Annotated in this window: 19 protein-coding genes and 2 tRNA genes; 2 read left to right on the forward strand and 19 right to left on the reverse strand. The window is 30.8% G+C overall.

Features of this window, described 5'->3' with window-relative positions; genetic code table 11:
• Positions 1-37: 37 nt before the first annotated feature.
• The 17 genes from bmpC to BVAVS116_RS01960 form a co-directional block, all read right to left on the reverse strand.
• Positions 38-1,099 carry a nucleoside ABC transporter substrate-binding protein BmpC gene (gene bmpC / locus BVAVS116_RS01880; RefSeq protein ID WP_006068745.1) on the reverse strand — a complete coding sequence of 354 codons (1,062 nt, stop codon included), beginning with the start codon at positions 1,097-1,099 and terminating at the stop codon, positions 38-40.
• 290 nt (positions 1,100-1,389) lie between these two features.
• Positions 1,390-2,415, reverse strand: a complete 1,026-nt coding sequence (bmpD, locus tag BVAVS116_RS01885) for a nucleoside ABC transporter substrate-binding protein BmpD (protein ID WP_006068274.1) — start codon at positions 2,413-2,415, stop codon at positions 1,390-1,392.
• A gap of 100 nt (positions 2,416-2,515) precedes the next feature.
• Complete coding sequence (gene rpsG, locus BVAVS116_RS01890; protein WP_006069008.1) at positions 2,516-2,989, reverse strand: 30S ribosomal protein S7; 474 nt, start codon at positions 2,987-2,989, stop codon at positions 2,516-2,518.
• 24 nt (positions 2,990-3,013) lie between these two features.
• Complete coding sequence (rpsL, locus tag BVAVS116_RS01895) at positions 3,014-3,388, reverse strand: 30S ribosomal protein S12 (protein ID WP_002656492.1); 375 nt, start codon at positions 3,386-3,388, stop codon at positions 3,014-3,016.
• A 67-nt stretch (positions 3,389-3,455) separates the two neighbouring features.
• Positions 3,456-7,589 (reverse strand): DNA-directed RNA polymerase subunit beta', encoded by a 4,134-nt coding sequence (gene rpoC, locus BVAVS116_RS01900; protein WP_006068389.1) that lies wholly within the window; start codon positions 7,587-7,589, stop codon positions 3,456-3,458.
• Positions 7,590-7,604: 15 nt separating this feature from the next.
• Positions 7,605-11,072, reverse strand: a complete 3,468-nt coding sequence (gene rpoB / locus BVAVS116_RS01905; protein WP_006068482.1) for a DNA-directed RNA polymerase subunit beta — start codon at positions 11,070-11,072, stop codon at positions 7,605-7,607.
• Between the two features lie 82 nt (positions 11,073-11,154).
• The gene (gene rplL, locus BVAVS116_RS01910) at positions 11,155-11,529 is read right to left on the reverse strand and encodes a 50S ribosomal protein L7/L12 (protein ID WP_006068229.1); all 375 of its coding nucleotides are present in this window, start codon (positions 11,527-11,529) and stop codon (positions 11,155-11,157) included.
• A gap of 70 nt (positions 11,530-11,599) precedes the next feature.
• Positions 11,600-12,088 carry a 50S ribosomal protein L10 gene (gene rplJ / locus BVAVS116_RS01915; protein ID WP_006068281.1) on the reverse strand — a complete coding sequence of 163 codons (489 nt, stop codon included), beginning with the start codon at positions 12,086-12,088 and terminating at the stop codon, positions 11,600-11,602.
• 4 nt (positions 12,089-12,092) lie between these two features.
• The gene (gene rplA, locus BVAVS116_RS01920; protein ID WP_006068609.1) at positions 12,093-12,773 is read right to left on the reverse strand and encodes a 50S ribosomal protein L1; all 681 of its coding nucleotides are present in this window, start codon (positions 12,771-12,773) and stop codon (positions 12,093-12,095) included.
• Positions 12,773-13,204, reverse strand: coding sequence for a 50S ribosomal protein L11 (gene rplK / locus BVAVS116_RS01925; RefSeq protein ID WP_006068486.1), 432 nt, complete (start codon positions 13,202-13,204; stop codon positions 12,773-12,775). The genes rplA and rplK overlap by 1 nt, the downstream gene beginning before the upstream one ends.
• A 51-nt stretch (positions 13,205-13,255) precedes the next feature.
• Positions 13,256-13,810, reverse strand: coding sequence for a transcription termination/antitermination protein NusG (nusG, locus tag BVAVS116_RS01930; protein WP_006068800.1), 555 nt, complete (start codon positions 13,808-13,810; stop codon positions 13,256-13,258).
• 17 nt (positions 13,811-13,827) lie between these two features.
• A complete protein-coding gene (secE, locus tag BVAVS116_RS01935) occupies positions 13,828-13,998 on the reverse strand; it encodes a preprotein translocase subunit SecE (protein WP_011600998.1) in 171 nt (56 codons plus the stop codon).
• A 28-nt stretch (positions 13,999-14,026) separates the two neighbouring features.
• Positions 14,027-14,099: transfer RNA gene (locus BVAVS116_RS01940), tRNA-Trp, on the reverse strand.
• A 14-nt stretch (positions 14,100-14,113) separates the two neighbouring features.
• Entirely contained in the window at positions 14,114-14,293 is a 180-nt protein-coding gene (gene rpmG, locus BVAVS116_RS01945; protein WP_002556991.1) for a 50S ribosomal protein L33, read from the reverse strand.
• Between the two features lie 27 nt (positions 14,294-14,320).
• A tRNA-Thr gene (locus tag BVAVS116_RS01950) sits at positions 14,321-14,393 on the reverse strand.
• 73 nt (positions 14,394-14,466) lie between these two features.
• Positions 14,467-15,315, reverse strand: coding sequence for a hypothetical protein (locus BVAVS116_RS01955; RefSeq protein WP_006068395.1), 849 nt, complete (start codon positions 15,313-15,315; stop codon positions 14,467-14,469).
• A gap of 13 nt (positions 15,316-15,328) precedes the next feature.
• Complete coding sequence (locus BVAVS116_RS01960) at positions 15,329-16,360, reverse strand: hypothetical protein (RefSeq protein WP_006068862.1); 1,032 nt, start codon at positions 16,358-16,360, stop codon at positions 15,329-15,331.
• Between the two features lie 348 nt (positions 16,361-16,708).
• On the opposite strand from BVAVS116_RS01960, the gene BVAVS116_RS01965 reads away from it, so the two are divergent.
• A complete protein-coding gene (locus BVAVS116_RS01965) occupies positions 16,709-17,368 on the forward strand; it encodes an ankyrin repeat domain-containing protein (RefSeq protein WP_051008158.1) in 660 nt (219 codons plus the stop codon).
• 9 nt (positions 17,369-17,377) lie between these two features.
• On the opposite strand, the gene BVAVS116_RS01970 is transcribed toward BVAVS116_RS01965, so the two are convergent.
• Complete coding sequence (locus tag BVAVS116_RS01970; RefSeq protein WP_006068824.1) at positions 17,378-18,931, reverse strand: hypothetical protein; 1,554 nt, start codon at positions 18,929-18,931, stop codon at positions 17,378-17,380.
• Positions 18,932-19,034: 103 nt separating this feature from the next.
• Here BVAVS116_RS01970 and BVAVS116_RS01975 point away from each other — a divergent pair, with 103 nt between their 5' ends.
• Positions 19,035-20,225 carry a dicarboxylate/amino acid:cation symporter gene (locus BVAVS116_RS01975; protein ID WP_006068876.1) on the forward strand — a complete coding sequence of 397 codons (1,191 nt, stop codon included), beginning with the start codon at positions 19,035-19,037 and terminating at the stop codon, positions 20,223-20,225.
• A gap of 23 nt (positions 20,226-20,248) precedes the next feature.
• Here BVAVS116_RS01975 and proS read toward each other — a convergent pair whose 3' ends face one another.
• The gene (gene proS / locus BVAVS116_RS01980; protein WP_006068642.1) at positions 20,249-21,715 is read right to left on the reverse strand and encodes a proline--tRNA ligase; all 1,467 of its coding nucleotides are present in this window, start codon (positions 21,713-21,715) and stop codon (positions 20,249-20,251) included.
• Positions 21,716-21,729: the final 14 nt, after the last annotated feature.

Genomic DNA, 21,729 nt, shown 5'->3' on the forward strand with positions numbered 1-21,729 from the left:
ATATTTTCCTTTTCAAATAAAGTTATACCTAAGTAGTTTATAACTTTGATTTAAATAAATCAAATGCATACTCACTATCAGGAACAATAATTTCTCCACTTATTATTTTATTTTCTAGATCAACAATTTCATCGACTAGTCTATTATTTAAAACATCAGGATCCTTAACAATTTCTATTACTCCTTCTTTTAATCCTCGATCAATAACAACTCCACCCTTAAAAACTCCGTTTTTTATATAATCTGATGAAACAGAATAAATAACCTTACTAATATCCTTAAGTATTGAAGTAATAACATTTTGAGGCGCAATATACGATTGATCTTGATTTAAACCAACAACATAATATTTAGGTCCAAGTTCCTTAGCAGCGTCAAAAACTCCAAGCCCAGTTATACCGGCTATTGGGAAAATAACACCTACTTTATCCTCTTTGTACATGAACCGAGCCATTTCTTTGCCTTTCTCTTTATCAAAAAGAGAGGGTGCTTTTTTAGAAACTAATCTTAATTTGGGATTAGCATAAAAAATTCCAGCCTTAAAACCAAACTTAAAATCATTTAAATATTCGCTTACAGGGCCTGTTAAAAATCCAATCTTTCCCCTTTTACTCATCTTAGCAGCAATATATCCAGCTAAAAATGCAGCCTCTTCATTTCTAAACTTAATGGCCAAAGAATTCTTAGGAACCTTAATATCACCATAATCAAAAGCATCTATAATCCCATAATAAATATCTGGACGTTCATACGAAAGCTTAACCGACAAACCGGAAAATTTGTATCCAATCAACCAAAAAAGATTTAAAGGATTTTTTTGAATTTCATAAGCATCTTCTGTCATTGCTTCATCAACAGTAAGAAGTCTTTTACCCTCAATAGGGTAAGGCCTTAAAGATTTAGTTATAAGTTTTACTCCAAAATCATCTCTAAGTTTTACAACACCATCATGAACACTTTGATTATAGCCTTTATCATGAAAGCTACCATTAGCCAAAACACCTATAACAACTTTATCAGATTTAATAGACTTTTTATTAGATTTAAAACAAGCCAATACTAATAAAGGTAAAACAATAAAAATAAATCTTTTAAACAAAATTAATCCTCTCCTTACAAAATTTACTTAAAAAATTTAAATTTTTTAAAATCAAAATATTAACTTTACTTTACTAACAAGTAGTATTCTTTATTTATAAAATATAAAATACTAATAAACCTTAAAAAAACAAATAATACTTTTAGTATTAATAAAAACACGGTGGTAGGAAAAATTATTTTTTCCTACATCACCATGGTATCCAAATTTAAACCCTTTTACAAGATTAATCTAAATTAAATTACAAAAATTAAAAACATTTTTAACAAGTGTCCCCCATACAAATCAAGTTAATTTTCTATTTGCAAAACAAAGTTATCATAAGATACCTTGTCATAAGGCGCTCTTATTATACCATTAATTATGCTTTGCCCAATTTTCAATGATTTTTCATAAATCTCAAAATACTCTGATTTTAAATTTTCATTTAAAACCAAACCAAGCCCATCTTCTTTAAGCCCAAACAAAATGGTCTTGCCCCCATCCCAAACTCCAGTTTCTAAATACTTTTTTGTTAAACTATACATCAATGAATCAACTTTCTTTACAGCAGAAATAAGAACATTCTTAGGAGCAAGATATGCTTGATCCTGATCGACTCCAATAATATAATGATCAGGCCCTAATTCTTTTGCAGCCTCAATTACTCCTATACCAGAAAGCCCTGCGGCTGCAAATATAATATCAACCCCATCTCGATACATATTAGATGCTGTTGAACGACCAAGTCCAAAGTCTCCAAATGTGCCAACATATTGAGAGACCACTTTAATATTGGAATTTGCATACTTAGCACCAGCTTCGTATCCATACATAAAAGATTCCAAAACTTTTCCTTTCACTCCTCCAATAAATCCAATCTTACCTGTTTTAGAAGCCTTTGACGCAAAATATCCTGCTAAAAAAGCCACCTCTTCGGATCTAAAACTAATATTAAGAAGATTTTTGGGTATTTGAATTTCATTATAAACCCCTTCTATGATTGCATAACTAATGGAAACGTTCTCATGAGCTCTTTGCAAAAGAGTATCTGACAATTTAAATCCAATTCCCCAAATCAAATTTGAATTACCATCTTCTAAATTTGAAATATCTCCCAAATAAGAATTACCTGTAGATGCTTTTTCAATTATATTTATATTAAAATCTGCCTTTAATTTTCTTATCGCCTTAGAAGAACTTTCATTAAATCCTTTATCATCAAAAGCACCATCAACTATAAGCGAAACTGTTTTTGATTCTGAATTACCATCATCAGAGCCAGAACAAGAAATAATAAATAATAAATATAATAAATAATAAATTCTTTTTAACACAAAAATACCCTCCTTACTTTAATAAAATAAATACAAAAAATAGCCCTAATAATACACAATATATAAGCAAAAAAAAGACACCTTTTTTTAAGGTGTCTTTTTACCATCTATAATGAGTAAAAGCTTTATTTGCTTCAGCCATTCTATGAGTATCTTCTTTCTTCTTAAAGGCAGCTCCAGTAGAATTATATGCATTTAAAAGTTCGTTTGACAACTTCTCCTTCATAGACTTACCACTAGATTTTCTAGCAGCAAAAATAATCCACTTCATAGCCAAAGCCTCTCTTCTCTCTTCTCTAACTTCAACAGGAACTTGATATGTAGCACCACCCACTCGTCTACTTCTTACTTCTACCAACGGTTTAATATTATCTAAAGCTTTATAAAAAACAGCCATTTTATCACTATCTTCAAGCTTATCAGCAAGCAAATCAATCGAACTATAAAGTATATTCTCGCTTATTGATTTTTTTCCATCATACATCATCCTGTTTGCAAACTTTGCAACAATTCTAGAATTATACCTGGTATCAATAAAAATTTTCTTTTTGATTTTTTTATTTTTTCTTGACATATTTAATATTAACCCACCTTCCAGTTAAGCTTTAGGTTTTTTTGTTCCATACTTAGATCTACCCTTTTTCCTATTATTAACACCAAGAGTATCCTTGGCTCCTCGAACAATATGGTACCTTACTCCAGGTAAATCTTTAACTCGACCACCTCTAATTAAAACCACGGAATGTTCTTGTAAATTATGACCAATTCCTGGAATATATGCTGTTACTTCAAACCCATTTGAAAGTCTAACACGTGCTACTTTTCTTAAAGCTGAATTAGGCTTTTTGGGTGTTACGGTCATTACACGCGTACAAATTCCTCTTCTTTGAGGGCAATTTTGAAGCGCAGGAGATGCGGTCTTCTCCGTTTGACTTTTTCTAGGCTTTCTAATTAATTGATTAATTGTAGGCATTTATCAACGCTCTCCTTTTCTCGATATTATTAATAAAATGGTAGCAAATATATCACTTATTTTCAAGTTAAACTTTAGAATCGATATTTTCACTAACTTTAATCTTTTTATAAAGTCCCATACCAGTTCCAGTAGGAATTAAATGCCCAATTACAACATTTTCTTTCAATCCTCTAAGATCATCTATTTTACCAGCAATAGAAGCATCTGTTAATACTTTCGTTGTTTCCTGGAAAGAAGCTGCAGAAATAAAAGAATCTATATTAAGAGACGTCTTAGTTACTCCTATAAGAATAGGACTTGCTATTGCTGGCTCACCACCCTGTTCGATTACTTTTCTATTTTGCTCATAAAAAGTGTGCTTATCTACCTTTTGTCCATAAACAAAATTAGTATCACCAACCGCTACAATCTTAACTTTTTTCATCATTTGTTTAATTATCACACCAATATGTTTGTCATTAATACTAACACCCTGTTTTCGATAAACATCTTGAATTTCTGCTAACAAGAACTCTTGCAAACTAATTCCACCTAAAATTTCAAGTACATCATGAGGATTGATTCTACCATCACAAAGCATATCTCCTGCTTTAACAACATCCCCATCTCTAACTAAAAGATGCTTGCCGGCCGGAATATAATGCTTATGTTCAACCCCATACTCATCTAAAATATTAATAAGTCTTTTACCTTTTTGAATTGATTTAAATTGTACAATTCCACTTACTTTAGCCATTTCGGTTAAATTCTTAGGGATTCTTGTTTCAAAAAGATCATTAACACGGGGTAATCCCCCTGTAATATCCTGAGTTTTTTCAGAGCCTTTAGAAAGTTTAGCTATAACATCTCCTATATTAACATTCTGACCATCTTCAACTTGAAGATAAGCATCACCTGGTAATACATAAGATGCAACCTCCATACCACTACTATCAACAATAAAAATTCTAGGATCAAGAGATTCAAAAACATTATCTGTAATTCTTTTCTCAACATTTCCTGTTTCAGTATTTATCTCTTCCTTAAGAGTTGTTCCTAAGATAATATCCTTAAATTTAATTTTACCTTTAACCTCTGCAATAATGGGCTCTGCAAATGGGTCAAATGTACCAATAACTTTGCCCGATTCAACATAATCACCAACCTCTATTTCAAGCTTTGTGCCAGCTTTCAAGGCAACCTCTTGCTCTTCTGATACTATGAAAAATTTATCGTCTCTTAATTTAACATAACCAATATAAGAAGAGAGAATCTCTACACCCTTTTTATTAATAAATAAAGGGATTCCTTTGATTACTCTTTGGGAATCTAAAACTTTAATCTCTTTTATGTTCTTAATTGTTTCCTCATAAAAAACATTGATTATTTTTAAAGTTCCTTTTCTTGTGAAAAGAATTCCATTGTTAACCTGAACATTAAAACCTTCTATGCCATTAAGTATAAAAGCATTCTTTAAAGATATTTTATCATCTTCACTGCCAGCCTGGGCAACTCCACCAATATGAAAAGTTCTCATGGTCAATTGAGTACCTGGTTGACCTATGGACTGAGCAGCAATTATTCCTACAGCTTCACCAATGTTAACAGGTTTGTTCTTTGAAAAATCTCTACCATAACATTTTTGACAAACGCCATGTTCAGCTTCACATGTTAAAACAGATCTAATAACAAGTTTTTCAATACCGATTTTCTCTAATAACTCTATTTTAGCTTCTGATATTTCTTCATTTGCATCCAAAACAATCTCACCGGTAATTGGATTTTTTATTCTTTCAATAGAATAACTCCCAACAGCTTTTTCTTTCAAAGATTCTAATATTTCTTCACCATTTTTTACAGTTTCAACTTTTATTCCGTTTATGGTCCCACAATCTTCTATTCTAACAACAACATCTTGAGCAATGTCTACCAATCTTCGAGTTAAATACCCAGCATCAGCTGTCTTAAGAGCAGTATCTGCTAGACCCTTTCTCGCTCCATTTGTAGATATAAAAAACTCTATCACAGAAAGACCTTCTTTAAAGTTAGAAATAATTGGAAGCTCAATAATATCCCCAGAAGTTTTTGCCATCAATCCTCTCATACCAGCAAGTTGCCTTATTTGATTTCTACTACCTCTAGCACCAGAATCTGCCATCATATATATGACATTAAATCCATCTCTGTCTTTCTTCAAAATTTCCATCATCTTATTAGTAAGTTCTTCATTTGTCTTTAACCAAACAGAAACCACATTATTATAACGCTCTTCACCAGTAATAACACCTTTGGCATAATCATTTTGAATTTTAGCAATCTCTTTATTTGCCCTGTCTACATAAGTTCTCTTTTCATCGGGCACAATAATATCACTCATACTAATTGTGCACCCAAACTTAGTGGCATACCTAAAGCCGAGCTCCTTGATAATATCAAGCATTTCAATTACAGTAGAAGAACCATGAACTACATAAACTTTTGATATTAAAGTTTGTAATTCCAAATCACTAAGAGTTTTATTTACAAATTCAATTCCATTGGGCAAAGCCTCATTAAATATAACCCTACCAGCTGTAGTTTTTTTGTATTCACCATCAATTTTTACATAAATAGAAGCATTGTAATCTAGGCTCCTATTATTTATAGCAAGAATAACATTGTTAAAGTTTAAAAACTTTTTACCTTCTCCAGCAACATTCTTTTTTTCCATTGTTAAATAATATAAACCCAAAACAATATCTTGAGATGGGAAAACAATAGGGTGCCCATTAGCGGGATTTAAAAGATTATTTGTTGAAAGCATTAAAGCCCAACTCTCAGCTTGTGCTGACGGAGTAAGAGGTACATGCACTGCCATTTGATCACCATCAAAATCAGCATTATATGCATGACAAACAAGAGGATGCAATTTTATTGCCTTACCCTCAACTAACACAGGCTCAAAAGCCTGAATTCCAAGTCTGTGAAGAGTAGGTGCCCTATTTAAAAGAATAGGGTGCTCTTTGATAACAAGATCTAAAATTTGCCATACCTCGTCAACTTCTTGTTCAATCAAATTTTTTGCTCTTTTAATATTAAAAACAGCCTCACTCTCAATTAACCTTCTTATAACAAAAGGCTTAAACAGCTCAAGAGCCATTTTTGCAGGTAATCCGCATTGATGTAACTTTAGCTCAGGTCCAACAACAATCACAGAACGACCAGAATAATCGACTCTTTTACCAAGCAGGTTTTGCCTAAATCTTCCTTGCTTACCTTTTAGCGCATCGGAAAGCGACTTAAGAGGCCTGCTAGATGAGCCCTTGACAACCTTCCTTTTATGAGAATTGTCAAATAAAGAGTCTACTGATTCTTGAAGCATTCTTTTTTCGTTTCTCACAATAATCTCTGGCGCATTAAGAAGAAGCAATTTCCTTAAACGATTATTCCTATTTATAACTCTTCTATAAAGATCGTTAAGATCAGATGTTGCAAAGCGTCCTCCATCAAGCTGAACCATCGGCCTAATTTCTGGAGGAATAACAGGAAGAACCTCCATAATCATCCATTCTGGCTTATTACCAGAAATTTTAAAATTTTCAATAATTTCAAGACGTCTTAAGAGTTTTTTATCAGTTTTATCATCTTTATCTATCATTTGAACTCTAAGCTTAGATGAAAGCTCATCAAGATCAAGATTTTCAAGAAGAGTTTTAATAGCTTCAGCTCCCATCGAAGCATTAAAAGACATACCATATCGCTCTCTAGCCTCTATGTATTCATCTTCATTTAAAAGCTGCATTTTTTTAAGATCAGTATCACCCGGTTCAATTACTACATATTTTTCATAATAAAGAATAGAATTTAAACTAGATGCTGTAATGTCAAGCAAAAGACCAATTCTAGAGGGTATATATTTGTAATACCAAATATGGGCAACCGGAGCTGCTAGCTCAATATGCCCCATTCTTTCACGCCTCACCTTAAAATGAGTAACTTCCACATTACAACGATCACAAATAATGCCTTTATATCTAACTGACTTGAATTTACCACAATAACATTCCCATTCCTTTGTAGTACCAAAAATCCTTTCACAAAAAAGTCCATCCTTTTCGGGTCTCAAAGTTCTATAATTAATAGTCTCAGACTTTTTAACTTCTCCGTAAGACCAATTTCTAATTTGGTCAGGAGATGCTATTTTAATTTTTATTTTTTCAAAATCTCTTATCTCTTTCATAAAAACTCCAAAAACCTAGCTTTTATTAATCAATTCTTCTTCTTTTTCTGTCAAAGGAACCTGATTCCCATTATCATCATAAATTGATAAATCAAGTCCAAGTCCTCTAAGCTCTTGCATTAGCACATTAAAAGACTCGGGAATCCCTGATACATTAGTAGGAATGCCTTTTACTATATTTTCATATATTTTGACTCTGCCTGACATATCATCAGATTTAACTGTTAAAAGTTCTTGAAGAGTGTGAGCCGCACCATAAGCTTCAAGAGCCCAAACCTCCATTTCCCCAAGTCTTTGCCCACCAAATTGAGCTTTTCCTCCAAGAGGTTGTTGAGAAACAAGAGAATATGGCCCTGTTGATCTTGCATGCATTTTATCATCAACAAGGTGGTGCAGTTTAAGCATATAAATCACCCCAACCATTACTTCATTTTCGAAAGGTTCTCCTGTGTAACCATCATATAAAATTTCTTTAGAAGTTGGATTAAATCCAGCTTTCTTTAATTTTTCTTGAATTTGTTCATTTGTAGCAGATTCAAAAACAGGAACATTATAAGATTCATTAAGATATTTACCAGCAAGACCTAATTGCGATTCCATTAACTGCCCAATATTCATTCTAGACGGCACTCCTAAAGGATTTAAACATATATCAAGAGGAGTTCCATCTGCAAGGTAAGGCATATCTTCAACAGGAAGGATTTTTGCAACAACACCCTTATTACCGTGTCGACCAGCCATTTTATCACCCTCTTTAAGCTTCCTTTTTTTAGCAACATAAACTTTAAGTATCTCTTCAACTCCAGGAGAAAGATTGCCAACATCCTCTTTAGTAATTCTTTGAACATCAATAACTGTACCTTCGGTACCATGAGGAACTTTTAATGAATTATTTTTAACATCTTTTGCTTTTTCTCCAAAAATAGAAGTTAAAAGTCTAAATTCGGGAGTAATGTCTCCTTCCGACTTTGGGGTAACTTTACCGACCAGAATATCGCCAGGTTTTACATAAGTTCCTATCCGTATAATTCCATTTTCATCTAATTTGTTTAGTATCTTTTCGCTAACATTCGGTATATCTCCTGTGACTTTCTCAGGACCAAGTTTAGTTTCTCTTACTTCTATGCTGAATTCTTTAATATGAATAGATGTATAAAGATCTTCCTTTACAATTCTGTCAGAAATTAATATAGCATCCTCATAATTAAATCCATTCCAAGGAATAACTCCTAGCAATAAATTATTACCAAGAGCAAGCTCCCCATATCTAGTAGCAGGACCGTCAGCTATTATCTCACCCCTTTCAACCTTTTGACCCTCTTTAACCAAAACAGATTGGTTAAAGCAAGTATCTTGATTTGTTCTTTCATACTTAACAATCTGATATTCATCTAAATCTTTAGCATTCTCTGATTCAAAAGGTTTAATAACTATTTTATTGCTTGTTGCAAGAATAACTTCCCCACTTCTTTTAGCCTTAATTACCACTCCCGAATCCTTTGCAACAACACTTTCCATACCCGTGCCAACAATCGGAGGTTTGGGAAAAAGCAGAGGTACTGCTTGTCTTTGCATATTAGAACCCATAAGCGCCCTATTTGCATCATTGTGCTCAAGAAAAGGAATTAACGCTGAAGATACTGAAATTAACTGCCTAGGAGAGACATCCATATAGTCTATATTTTTAGGATTTGTTGTGGTATAATCACCAGAAATTCTAACAGAAACCAGATCTTCAAGATATTTTCCATTAGAATCAAAAGCAGCATTAGCCTGGGCAATACACTTTTTTTCTTCGTCAATAGCAGATAAATATTCTAATTCGTCAGTTACCTCTCCATTAACAACCTTTCTATAAGGGGTTTCTAAAAAACCATAATCATTAACTCTAGAATAAGTGGCTAAAGAAACAATAAGTCCAATATTTGGCCCTTCGGGAGTTTCAATAGGACACATTCTTCCATAATGAGTATAATGGACGTCTCTTACTTCAAATCCTGCTCTATCTCTTGAAAGTCCCCCTGGTCCAAGAGCATTAAGACGCCTTTTATGAGTAAGTTCGGCCAAAGGATTGACCTGATCCATGAACTGCGAAAGCTGGCTGGTTGCAAAAAATTCCTTAACAGCAGATACAATAGGTTTAACGCTTATTAATTCCTGGGGCTTTAGATTAAAAACTTCCTTGTTAGACATTCTATCTTTAGCAATTTTTTCAACTCTTGACATCGCCCCTTTATATATATTGGTAAGAAGCTCTCCAACAGAACGTACTCTCCTATTTCCTAGATGGTCAATATCATCAAGAATATCATGCCCTTCATATATTCTCAAAAGATGAGATATGGTGTTAACAATATCATTCATAGTTAAAACCGATGTACTCAAATCGTCAAATCCAAATTTTTTAGAAAGTTTATATCGTCCCACACGCCCAAGATCATATCTTCTTTCAGAAAAGAATATAGTTTTAAAATCGTTTTCAGCATTATCAATAGATATTGGCTCACCAGGAAAAAGTGCACCATAAACAGCAAGCATAACCGATTCTTTTGGAAGCTCTTTAGAACCATCCTTTAAAGCAAAAAAAGCATCCTCTTTCTCAAGACAATTTAAAATAACATTTGAGCTCACAAAATACTTTCCAAAAACATCATTATAGCCATCAAAATCAACAAGCTCTATTTCATTTACTCCATTTTGTAAAAAATCTTCAACATCTTGTAGAGTAATCTTATCTCCTGCTCTATAATACATATTCTCTCTTATGTTAATACTCTTGGCTAAATATTTACCTGGAAGATCTCTTTTTGTGTCATCTTCAACTTTAATTTTTTTAATATTATAGAAAGTTTCTATTATTTTTTCTCTCGTATCAAACCCTAAAGCTCTTAAAAAAAAGGTTATGAGTATTCTTTTTTTTCTATCTATCTTTACATAAAGATAATCTTTTTTAGAATCAATTTCAAATTCTAACCAAGAACCACGATAAGGGATTATTCTAGCAGAATATAAATCCTTTTCTTTATAAAAAACAACCCCTGGAGACCTATGAATCTGAGAAACAACAACTCTCTCAGCCCCATTAATAATAAAAGTACCCCTTTCTGTCATTAAAGGAATAGTTCCCATGTATACATCTTTTTGTCTTATTTCCCCAGTAGCCAAAAATTGCAAATTTAGTCTTACTTTTAAAACAGCTTCATAACTTTGACCCTTTCTTTTACATTCTTTTTCTGTAAAATCAAGGGCATCGTTTTCTATATAGTATCTTTCATACTCAAGAGCAACATCACCATTTCCACTCTTGATGGGAAATATATTTCTAAAAACAGACTCGAGGCCTTCATTAAGTAAAGGTTTTTTATTTTTTAATTTATCAAGTTGTAAAAATTTTTCATAAGAATTTAATTGTATTTCTATCAGGTTAGGTAAGTCTAAAATCTCCTCAGCTCTTCCTTGTCCCAGATGAACTCTTTTTATCATTAAAAGACTCCTTTTTTAAGACATAACAAGCCGCATATCATAAAGACATGCGGAATAACAACTTTGATATATTTTTAATTTTTTATTTAACTTCAACTTTTGCGCCAACTGCCTCAAGTTTCTTTTTCAATTCCTCAGCATCTGACTTAGAAAGACCCTCTTTAATAGCTTTAGGAGCAGCTTCAACTAAAGCCTTAGCTTCTCCAAGACCAAGCCCTGTAATAGCTCTAACTTCTTTTATAACATTTATTTTGCTATTACCAAAAGACATAAGAATTACATCAAATTCGGTTTGTTCCTCAGAATCAGTTGAGCCTGTTGAAGCAGCTCCACCACCACCAACAGCAACAGCAGCAGTTACTCCAAACTTTTCCTCAATAGCCGTTACAAGGTCAACAACTTCCATAGTTTTTGCACCTTCAAGCCAGGTTAAAATATCTTCTTTATTTAGTGCCATATTAACTCCTTATATATTTTTATTCCACAGTGATAGCATGCACTCAAAAATTAAGACTAACACTGTCATGTTAATTTTTAACATCAGCCAAAGCTTTCAATGTTCTTGCAAGCCTAGAAACTGGCGCCTTTAACACGCTAGCAAATAAAGAAATAGATTCTTTTTTGGTAGGAAGTTTGCTATAAGCTTGTACTTTAGCCTCATCATAAAACTCTCCTAAAATAAAACCGCCCTTTACTTTTAAAGTACTGCTTTTTACAAAATCATAAAAAATTTTTGCTATTACATTAGCTTCTTCTAATGCAGTAACAACAACTGTAGGGCCAACCAAACAAGAATCCACAACATTAATATTCTTTTCTTTCAAAACCATCTTCATTATATTGTTTTTAACAACTTTTAAGGCTCCATGTTCGCATTCTATTTTATTGCGAAGATTTGTCAACTGAGACACACTCAAACCTCTGTAATCTAAGAAAAAAAGATTTTGCTTATTGTCTATAAACTTTTTCAATAAATCAAACATTTCCAACTTTTTAGAATTTATCTTTCTGCTCATACTGTTACCTCCAAACAAAATTAACTTTTATAGAAGGCCCCATAGTAGATGAAATATAAATACTATCTATAAAAGCTCCTTTTAAGTCACTCGGTCTTTTTTTAACAACTTCCTTGATAAATTCCTCATAATTTTCTTTTATCTTTTCATTGTCCATAGAAGATTTACCAAAAGAAAAGCTTATTACGCCATTTTTATTTGCTCTAAATTCTGTCCGACCCTTTTTAAGACTATTGATTGCATCTTTAAGATTATTTGTGACTGTTTGAGTCTTTGGATTGGGCATTAAACCTCTTTTCCCTAAAATAGGGCCAAGTCTTCCAACATCCTTCATCATTTCAGGAGTTGCAACAACAACATCAAATTCATCCCAGCCACTTTTAATCTTATTTATAAGATCATCATCTCCAACATAAGTTGCACCAAAAGCTCTAGCTTCATCTGCTCGATCACCTTTTGCAAAAACAAGTATTCTTTTTGGTTTCATAAACTGATTTGGCAAAACTATAGTGTCTCTAACAGTATGATTCTTTTTTAAATTAAGGTTAATAGATATATCTATAGTTTCATCGAATTTAACAAATTTAATTTCTTTCAATAGTGAAATTGCATCTTCAATGTTATAAAATTTACTTCTATCTACTTTGGAAAAAGCTTCAATATATTTTTTACCCTTTTTTGACATTATTTTTCCACCTCAACGCCCATTGAACGCGCACTCCCTGCAATAATTTTAAACGCTGCAGATTCTGATTTTGCGTTTAAATCAGGCATTTTAATTTTTGCTATCTCCATCAACTTTTCTTTTGATATAGTTCCAACTTTATCTGTATTGGATTTCTTAGACCCTGATTCTATTCCAATAGCTTTTTTAATTAAAATCGAAGCTGGGGGGGACTTTATAATAAAGGAAAAACTTTTGTCACTATAAACAGTAATGATAACAGGAACCACAATGCCGGGTTCCATCTTTGCGGTTCTCTCATTAAATTCCTTTACAAACTGAGGACCACTAACTCCGTGGGGTCCAAGCGCTTGACCTATTTTGGCTCCTGGAGTCGCTTGAGCAGCCGGAACCTGCAATTTAATCCAAGAAATTGCTTTTTTTTTTGCCATATAATCTCCTTATGGTAATAACGCCTTCAAAGCTCCCATTAGTATCAAATTTTAAATCTTCTCTATATGTTGAAAATCAACTTCAACAGGTGTTGACCTTCCAAAAATTTGAACTGCAACTTTTAATTTCTTTCTTTCATAATCAATAGAACTAATAAGCCCTTCAAAGGAATCAAAAGGCCCGCCCTTAATCCTAACTCTTTCTCCTTCTTCAAAGTCATAAAGCATAAAAATAGATTTATTTGCTTTAATCTCACCAGTAAGCATAAAAACACTTTTTACTTCTTCATCATTAATAGGAATAGGCTTTTGCCCCTTGTTAACACCAACAAAACTAATAACACCTTGAACTTTAATAATATTAGCAACAATATCTTTCCAACCTACTTCTGGAAGATCTAGCTCAATAAGAATATAGCCTGGCCAAATTTTTCTCTCTCTTATTCTTTTCTTACCATTTTTTATCTCTTCTACTTTTTCAATAGGAGCCTTAACATCTAATACTACACCACCAAAAACACCTTCACTTATTAAAAGTCTTATGTCTTGCTCTATCTTTTTTTCATATTGAGAATAAGTTTGAACTACATACCAAGCTCTAGACATAATTTATCCTTCTTATATTAAAATACATAAGTTACAACAAGAAACATAAGGTAATCAACTATCCCCAAGAAAATTGAAACAAATAATACCAACCAAAAAACTTGCTTTCCATTTTCAACAACTTCATTATACTTAGGCCAAGTTACCTTCTTAAGCTCCAAAATACTATCTTTGATAAACCTAAACACTTATAAAGCCTCACTTTAATTTTAACAACAGGTCAGGAGGGATTCGAACCCCCAGCATACAGTTTTGGAGACTGTCGTTCTACCGTTGGAACTACTGACCTATTATTATTTATTATTATTTTATTTTTCCTTCCTTATGAAGAGTGTGTTTCCGTAATTTTGGACAATATTTCATCAATTCTAACTTCTCTTGTTTATTACGTCTATTCTTAGTAGTGGTATAATTTCTAATTCCTGTTTCTTCACAAATCAAAGATATAAGCTCAACAGCTCCTTTACCCTTCTTTTTACCCATACAATAAAACTCCTAACTACCAATAAAAGCCCTCAATCGGACTTGAACCGACGACCCCCACCTTACCATGGTGGTGCTCTACCAACTGAGCTATAAGGGCACTAATTCCTTATAAAACTCTTTATTATCTTAATTGATTGTTAGGAAAAAAACAAGTACTAAGTTTAATTTTATTACTTTATTACAACAAGTTTTCCATCTTGTAAAAGTTTAATGTTATTGCTATTTGAAAACAACTTATTAATAGAATACTCATCAAGTATAATGTCTGTATTGTTTTTACCATAAATACTTTTGGCAACTAATTTTAAAGGACGATATCCAACTCTATTTTTATTATTATAAAGAACATCATTACTATATTCAAGCATTCCCCATTTTTTCAAAGCCTCTGAAGAAACCATTCTTTTATCAAAATATGGTCTAATGTTTTCATCATAAATTTTGATAAAAAAAGAGTCTTCTAATTTTTTAGAACCAAAAGCATCATTGTAGACTTCGCCTACATAAATCACAATTCCTGTATAATCAGTTTTATCAACATCAGAATTTACTAATGGATAAAAAGCTTTATAGGGTTTTTCATGCGAAAAAAATAAATTTATAAAATCAGGGAAAAGACTTAGCTCATACCTAACAGTTAGACTTCTTAAATCTTCTGAATATTTTATATAAGATCTTTTCAAAATACTATTGGGACCTGAAAACTTAAGTATTAAGCTGGGATTTAGGTCAAAATAATTCTTAAAAGTATTTTCAGAGTCCATAATTATCTTAAAAAGAGACTCTCTTATTAACGTATCTTTAAAATCATTAATGGTTGATATTAATTTAGACGCTGTATTTAAACCTACTGGTCTAAATTCATTTTCATTAATTTCCTTAACAATGTCAAAACAAATAACCTTTCTATCCCAATCAATTATTCTATGCACACTTGTCTCGGTAACTTCATCTTTTATTATAGAAACATTAGAATAAAGTAGAAATAAATAACTAAAAAGAAACTTAAGAAAATGCATTATCTCCTTCCTATTATTTTTTACCTAAATATACACCTATCCAAGTCCAACCATTATTAATTTCTGGATCTTTAGGATAAACAATTCTTTTAAAAACAAAATACCATTCCCGAATATGATCCCAGCCGCTTGATTCAAGATAAGATATATCATCACTAGAATCCGCCTCAAGATGCTTTGCAAATTGTATTCCGTTTTTCCTTCTTCCCCCAAGCCTAATCATCGTGGTTAAAAAGCTGTTAGTATTAATGGAATTACTTTTACCACCTTTTTGATCCCAGCTTTGAATAAAAAAGTTATTCTTATCTCTTATGTTAAGTAATTTAGAAGTATTCCCAGAAAGAACAAAATTTTTAACATCTTGGATTAAATCCCCCAAATTTCTATAAACAACAAATTCTGGATTATTAAAGTAATTAATTTTTGTAACGACATTAAAATAGTCTCTAGAATCTATTTTTAAATGTGACCTTGGAATTGAAAGAAATTTTTTATAGTAAAAATAAGATTCATCATAATCTTGAATATCTTCTAAACTTAATGCAAGATTATAAAAATAATTACCCTTTTCCTCATTACTTAAATCATCAATCCCTATATTTAATATAAATTTGTAATAATTGATCTTATCGATTGGATCAATATTTAAATTAACAATCTTCTTAGCCACTCTTGTTTTCACCGAACAGTTCTCATAAACATAATCATCAAAACTGTCAACAACATGCCTGTAAATACTAAAAGCTACAAAATCTTCTCCCATAGAATCATAAATATTACCCATTAAATAAAGATACAAAGAATAATATTCTCTAGATTCATCATCAATAATTCCACTATTTACAATTTCTAAAGCATTTTCATAATTTTTATTTGCAATATATATATTAACAACCCTATCAATAATAAGGAATTTATCTAATCCATTCTTATTAGAAGATTTTAAAAGATGAGTAAGATTTTGAATCTCGCTTTGTTTTTGTTTGCAAGAAGTAAATAAAAACAAAATCAAAACGAATTGAACAATTTTAGCCAACAGGTTCATAAGAATATTTTACAATATAAACATAAACTATACACAATAAAATACATACTCCAATTTATAAAAATTATCAAAATTTTTATAAATACTAACTTAAACTTAATATGACCAGATTTTATATTAATACCAACACAAAAACATCAAAACTAAAACCTATATTTATAATTTAGTATAAAAATACCTAATATTTAAAAAATAGGCAAAAATCATTTCACAATTGCCAATTTTAACCATAAAAACATTGAAAAACAATCTTATAATAACCTATAATAGGTGTTAATCTAATACATGTTAAAAAAGCAATCATCTAAAATTAGATACTTTACTAAAGGAATACAAAACTCGCAAAACATGGGAAAAAAAATCATTATACTTTTACTGTTATTACAAATAATAATAAATTTAAATTCAACAAGTATCGATACAAGTACTTCAATAGTAAAAGAATTGCAAAAAAATTTATATGTTTTCAATAGTAAAGAATATCAAAGCAATAAAGACACTTTAAATAAAATTATAAATTCAATAAATATACACGACAAAAAAACCTTACAAAATTTAGAAAATATTAAAAATGATCTTTTTATAATATCTGTTTTTTTCAACAATAAAAAAGGGGTTTTAATTGCACTTAATCTTGGAGCAGAAATAAACTTTAAACATAAAATATCTCCAATTTCCATTTCAATAATAAACAATGAATTTGAAATAATAAAAATATTGGTAGATTATGGAATAAGCCTTAATCAAATAGATGATACTGAACATTCTCCAATATTTTGGGCAATATATACTAATAACGAAAAAGCATTTGAATTTTTAAAAGAAAGCGGTGCTGATTTAAGTTTAACCCTTAAAAATAGAAAAACACCAATGCAAGCCGCAATAGAAACAGAAAATATAAAATTAATTAAATCTCTGAAAAAGAAAAAAATTTACATTGACGACAATTACAAAAAAGAACTTAAGGCGCTGAAAAACAGAGAAATAGTCAAAATTTTAGCAAAATAGAAAATAAATTTAATATCCATCAGATATTTGAATATTTTTATCTTTATCAATAAGATCTTTGTATATAAAAGATTTTTTAGCAAGTGCCTCTTTTAAATTTTTAGAAAAGGGCAAATTTCTCCACATTATGCCACGTACCATTTTTTCAAGCTTTTGAATTCCTTTACTTTCCTTTTCTATCCAAAGAAAATAATCTTCAAGAAAAAAATTTTTAACATTTCCTTTTTTAATAAATTTAACATAATAATCGTAATATTGACCTGTAATTCCTGTTTCCATCCACCTAAAAGAAGCTTGTTCTTTTGCAAGCTCCCAAACAAAATCAGCAATACCTAAAATAACCGCTTTTCTTAAGTTTTTAGCATACATAGGTATCAATATTTTACCCCTACCATTTGCTCTATTCTTAACATCAATTGATTCCCAACAAATCCCTTTATCACCATAAGAAGGTATTAATATAAAATAAGGAACCACTCTAAGCAAATCTCCTCTATACGCTTTTTGAAAAAGTTTGGGCTGAATATCTTCAATTTCCCAAACAAGCTGCATAATTCTTTCTCTACTTCCAAAAAATTGGGGGTTAGCAACTACATTATTTCTCAAAAGAATCGGAAAATGATTGCCTCTTGGCCCTATTGCAAGTTTATTGGCACTTCTGATAACCTCAACTTCATCATGTGCAATAGTTGATTCAACAGACATTCCAATATTATTCATTTTATTTTGAATTTCAAAAAGCTCTCTGTTAGCATCTTCAATTTTATTGATAAAAACATTGATATCTCTATTTGATTTAATAAGATCATCAACATAATCACCAGCAAAATTCAAAGGCTTTAAAATCGAATTGGCATAAGGACTTCGCACTCCGTATTCAGACATATAGGGTATATCATTTTGACTATTACTTGAAAATAAAAATCCAAACATACTTTTTAACTTATAAAGAGCTTCTTCCCTAATCTTATCAGTTCTTTTAAGACTGCTCTTTGCAAAATCAATATTTGCCAGAAGTTTTTCTCTTTTATTAAGTAAAATTTTTTCCATATCTTCTTCTTTAAAATTATCCATTGGCAAATCTGTTGCCAATCTACTAAGCTTAAAACTATTAACCCCATAAAGCCACTCATCAAAATAAATAAAAGACTCATTGTAATGATTGTCCCAAATAGTTTTTGAAATCAATAGCTGAATTTCAGATCCAAGCGCATTTGGAATAAGAGCAGCAAATCTAAATAAAATTTTCTGCTCCATAGTCAATTTTGAAATGTTTTTTGCAATTGATCTGAGAAAAGACCAATAAATATTAATCACTTGATTATATTTTAATACCCTATCAACCTCTTCTGACTGCGGATTTAAATAATCTACTAAAACTTTATGAAGCTTAAGACCAATTTCTTTGCTACTTGAAATAAGATTTTTATAAAAATCTTTAGTAAAAAATTGCTTATCATGCTCCTCTAAAGTTAAAATATTTGGCAATCTCGAATCTAAATCTGTATCTACAAAATCAGGATATTTATACAAACAACCCCCAAAAACACCTATAAGCAACATAACAACACAAGTACAATTGTAACTCTAAAGTTTATATTTACAAAAAAATTTAGTACTATTTATTATACACAATGCACCTTAAATCTCTGGAAGGAGAAGTCATATGAATGTAAAAATTAATTTTTTTTTCACACTACCTATTGGAATCTTTTTGGGTTTATTTTTCCCTCTTGAAATTTACAGCTCTTTATCTCACGCTTTTATAAGATTATCATATTTGTCCCTCATCCCTTTTTTAATATTTTCAATTCCATTAGGAATTGAAAATATTATTGAAAATAAAAACTTTAAAAAGCTCTTTGGAAAAACAATTTATTATGGACTTTTAATTAATTTATCTGGCGTTGCTGTGGCAATAACAGCTGCAATAATATATCTTCCACAAAGAATTCCAATACTAGAAAAAACAATACAAAATACATATTTTTTTGAAAAAGAAGTTTTATTAGAAACATTTTTTCCAAAAAATATTTTCAAAATATTTACATCTAATAATCCAAACCTACTGAGCATCTATATGATTTCAATAATAATCGGCACCAGTTTTTATTATGCAAAACAAAAGGGCAGAATAACTAGAGAATTGATGCTAAGCGCATCCAATCTTTTTTACCATGCAAATGGATTTATTGCAAATATATTAAACATAGGAATCATTTTTATAACAGCAGACTACACTACAAGTTTAAAAAGCTTCAAGAATTATCAAAATTACGCAAATAGCATAACATTCTTTCTGGCATGGACAATTATAATTTTATTAGTAATATTGCCAACAATTAGCTATAAATTAACAAAAAATTTTAAAATGATATATAAAGGAATATTTGTATCATTCCAAAACATAATATTTTCAGGACTAACAAAAGATCCTTATTCCCCTTACGTGATACTAATAGAAGATATTAAAAATGAAAGAATAAATATAAAAAAATCTATAATTACAAACATACCTCTAATAAATTTTGTTTCTAAATTCGGAACTATTTTCGTTTCAGTAATATCATTTTTTATAATTTTAAAATCATATTCCAGCTTACCTATTTCTATATACGAAATAAGCTACATGAGTGCTTTATCATTTTTTTTTGTACTTGCATTTCCTCATATGCCAAATAGCTTAATTTATATAATTACAATGCTTTGTTCTACCTATACAAAAGGAATAGAGTTAAATGTTTCTAACATAATACCAATGCTGCCAATATTAACCTCTTTAGCCTTACTAATTGACTTTGCTTTTAACATTGCAATAATTCATATAATAAACCTTAAAGAATTAAAAGATCACTAAAAAATTAATTAAAACTAAACAAATTAATAAGATTTGGCAAATAAAACAAAATATTTAGCCCTAGAAGCACAATAAATACAAGTCATGCCTGTTAAATCTTTGGCTTTAAAATCCTCAGGAATACATCTTATTGTAGCTTTAGTTTCATTTTTAATAATATTTTCGCAATTCAAACCACCGCACCAACAAGAAAGCACAAATCCAGAATAATCATTCACATGGGCTTTGAATAACTCGTAACTATCCTTTCCGCTTCTAAAAATCTCCTTAGTATTTAAGGTTCTAAAATTCAATGCCTTTTTAAATAAATCCTTTTGCATAGAATCTAGTTCTACCTTAACCTTGCTGGCAAGAGAATCAAGTGATATTTGATACTTAAATTTTTTCTCTTTATCTCTTCTTACAAGAGTAACAGAATTTAAAAGGATATCATTTATTCCTACTTCAAGACGTATTGGAATTCCTTTAAACTCAGCAGATGAAAACCTAAATCCTGGAGAACTTCTAATGTCCTTATCAATTTCAACCCTAAATTCTGCTTTTTTTAAAATTTGCATAACACAATCAGAATAGTCCAAAATTTTTTTATTAATCTCATCTTCTTTTTTAAAAATAGGAATAACAATAATTTCTATTGGGGCAATGCGAGGCGGCAAAATTAAACCCTTCTCGTCAGAATGAACCATAATCAAAGCACCAATCAATCTAGTAGAAACCCCCCAACTACTAGCAAATACATGCTTCATTTTGCCATCTTTGTCTTGAAATTTTACATCAAACGCCTTTGCAAAATTTAAACCTAAATAGTGGGATGTAGCAGCTTGAAGTGCTTTTTTATCCTGCATTAACGCCTCAATTGAATAAGTAGAAACAGCCCCCGCAAATTTTTCCTTTTCAGACTTTTTACCACAAAAAACTGGAATAGCTAAATAGTCTTCCATAAATCTTTTATATACATCTAAAATAAGTAAAGTTTCTTCTAACGCCTCCTCTTCAGTAGCGTGTGCAGTATGCCCTTCTTGCCACAAAAATTCGGTAGTGCGTAAAAAAGGTCTTGTTCTTTTTTCCCAGCGAATAACATTTGCCCATTGATTAATTTTAAGAGGAAGATCCCTGTAAGACTTAATCCACTTGCTATACATATTCCAAATAATTGTCTCAGAAGTAGGCCTTAAAACCAAAGGCTCCATCAAGCTCTCTCCGCCAGCATTCTTAATAATAGCAAATTCAGGTGAAAATCCATCAATATGATCCTTTTCTTTTTCTAAAAAACCATAAGGAATAAGCATGGGGAAATATGCATTCTCATGTCCCGTTTCTTTAAATTTTTTATCAAGTATACTTTGAATTTTACTCCAAATAGAATACCCATAAGGCATAATCACCATGCACCCTTTTACAGGACTGTAATCAGCAAGTTTTGCTTTCTGAACTATATCTAGATACCACTTAGAATAATCACCTTCTTTTGACGCTATAAAATCACTCATACATTATCCTTAAT

Source organism: Borreliella valaisiana VS116, assembly GCF_000170955.2.
Taxonomy (GTDB): Bacteria; Spirochaetota; Spirochaetia; order Borreliales; family Borreliaceae; genus Borreliella; species Borreliella valaisiana.

Bases quoted from the DNA above. Each gene is read 5' to 3' on its own strand.
- rpsG (WP_006069008.1), bottom strand. From the start codon at position 2,989: ATGTCAAGAAAAAATAAAAAAATCAAAAAGAAAATTTTTATTGATACC.
- rpsL (WP_002656492.1), bottom strand. From the start codon at position 3,388: ATGCCTACAATTAATCAATTAATTAGAAAGCCTAGAAAAAGTCAAACG.
- rpoC (WP_006068389.1), bottom strand. From the start codon at position 7,589: ATGAAAGAGATAAGAGATTTTGAAAAAATAAAAATTAAAATAGCATCT.
- rpoB (WP_006068482.1), bottom strand. From the start codon at position 11,072: ATGATAAAAAGAGTTCATCTGGGACAAGGAAGAGCTGAGGAGATTTTA.
- rplL (WP_006068229.1), bottom strand. From the start codon at position 11,529: ATGGCACTAAATAAAGAAGATATTTTAACCTGGCTTGAAGGTGCAAAA.
- rplJ (WP_006068281.1), bottom strand. From the start codon at position 12,088: ATGAGCAGAAAGATAAATTCTAAAAAGTTGGAAATGTTTGATTTATTG.
- rplA (WP_006068609.1), bottom strand. From the start codon at position 12,773: ATGTCAAAAAAGGGTAAAAAATATATTGAAGCTTTTTCCAAAGTAGAT.
- rplK (WP_006068486.1), bottom strand. From the start codon at position 13,204: ATGGCAAAAAAAAAAGCAATTTCTTGGATTAAATTGCAGGTTCCGGCT.
- nusG (WP_006068800.1), bottom strand. From the start codon at position 13,810: ATGTCTAGAGCTTGGTATGTAGTTCAAACTTATTCTCAATATGAAAAA.
- rpmG (WP_002556991.1), bottom strand. From the start codon at position 14,293: ATGGGTAAAAAGAAGGGTAAAGGAGCTGTTGAGCTTATATCTTTGATT.
- BVAVS116_RS01955 (WP_006068395.1), bottom strand. From the start codon at position 15,315: ATGCATTTTCTTAAGTTTCTTTTTAGTTATTTATTTCTACTTTATTCT.
- BVAVS116_RS01960 (WP_006068862.1), bottom strand. From the start codon at position 16,360: ATGAACCTGTTGGCTAAAATTGTTCAATTCGTTTTGATTTTGTTTTTA.
- BVAVS116_RS01965 (WP_051008158.1), top strand. From the start codon at position 16,709: ATGGGAAAAAAAATCATTATACTTTTACTGTTATTACAAATAATAATA.
- BVAVS116_RS01970 (WP_006068824.1), bottom strand. From the start codon at position 18,931: ATGTTGCTTATAGGTGTTTTTGGGGGTTGTTTGTATAAATATCCTGAT.
- BVAVS116_RS01975 (WP_006068876.1), top strand. From the start codon at position 19,035: ATGAATGTAAAAATTAATTTTTTTTTCACACTACCTATTGGAATCTTT.
- proS (WP_006068642.1), bottom strand. From the start codon at position 21,715: ATGAGTGATTTTATAGCGTCAAAAGAAGGTGATTATTCTAAGTGGTAT.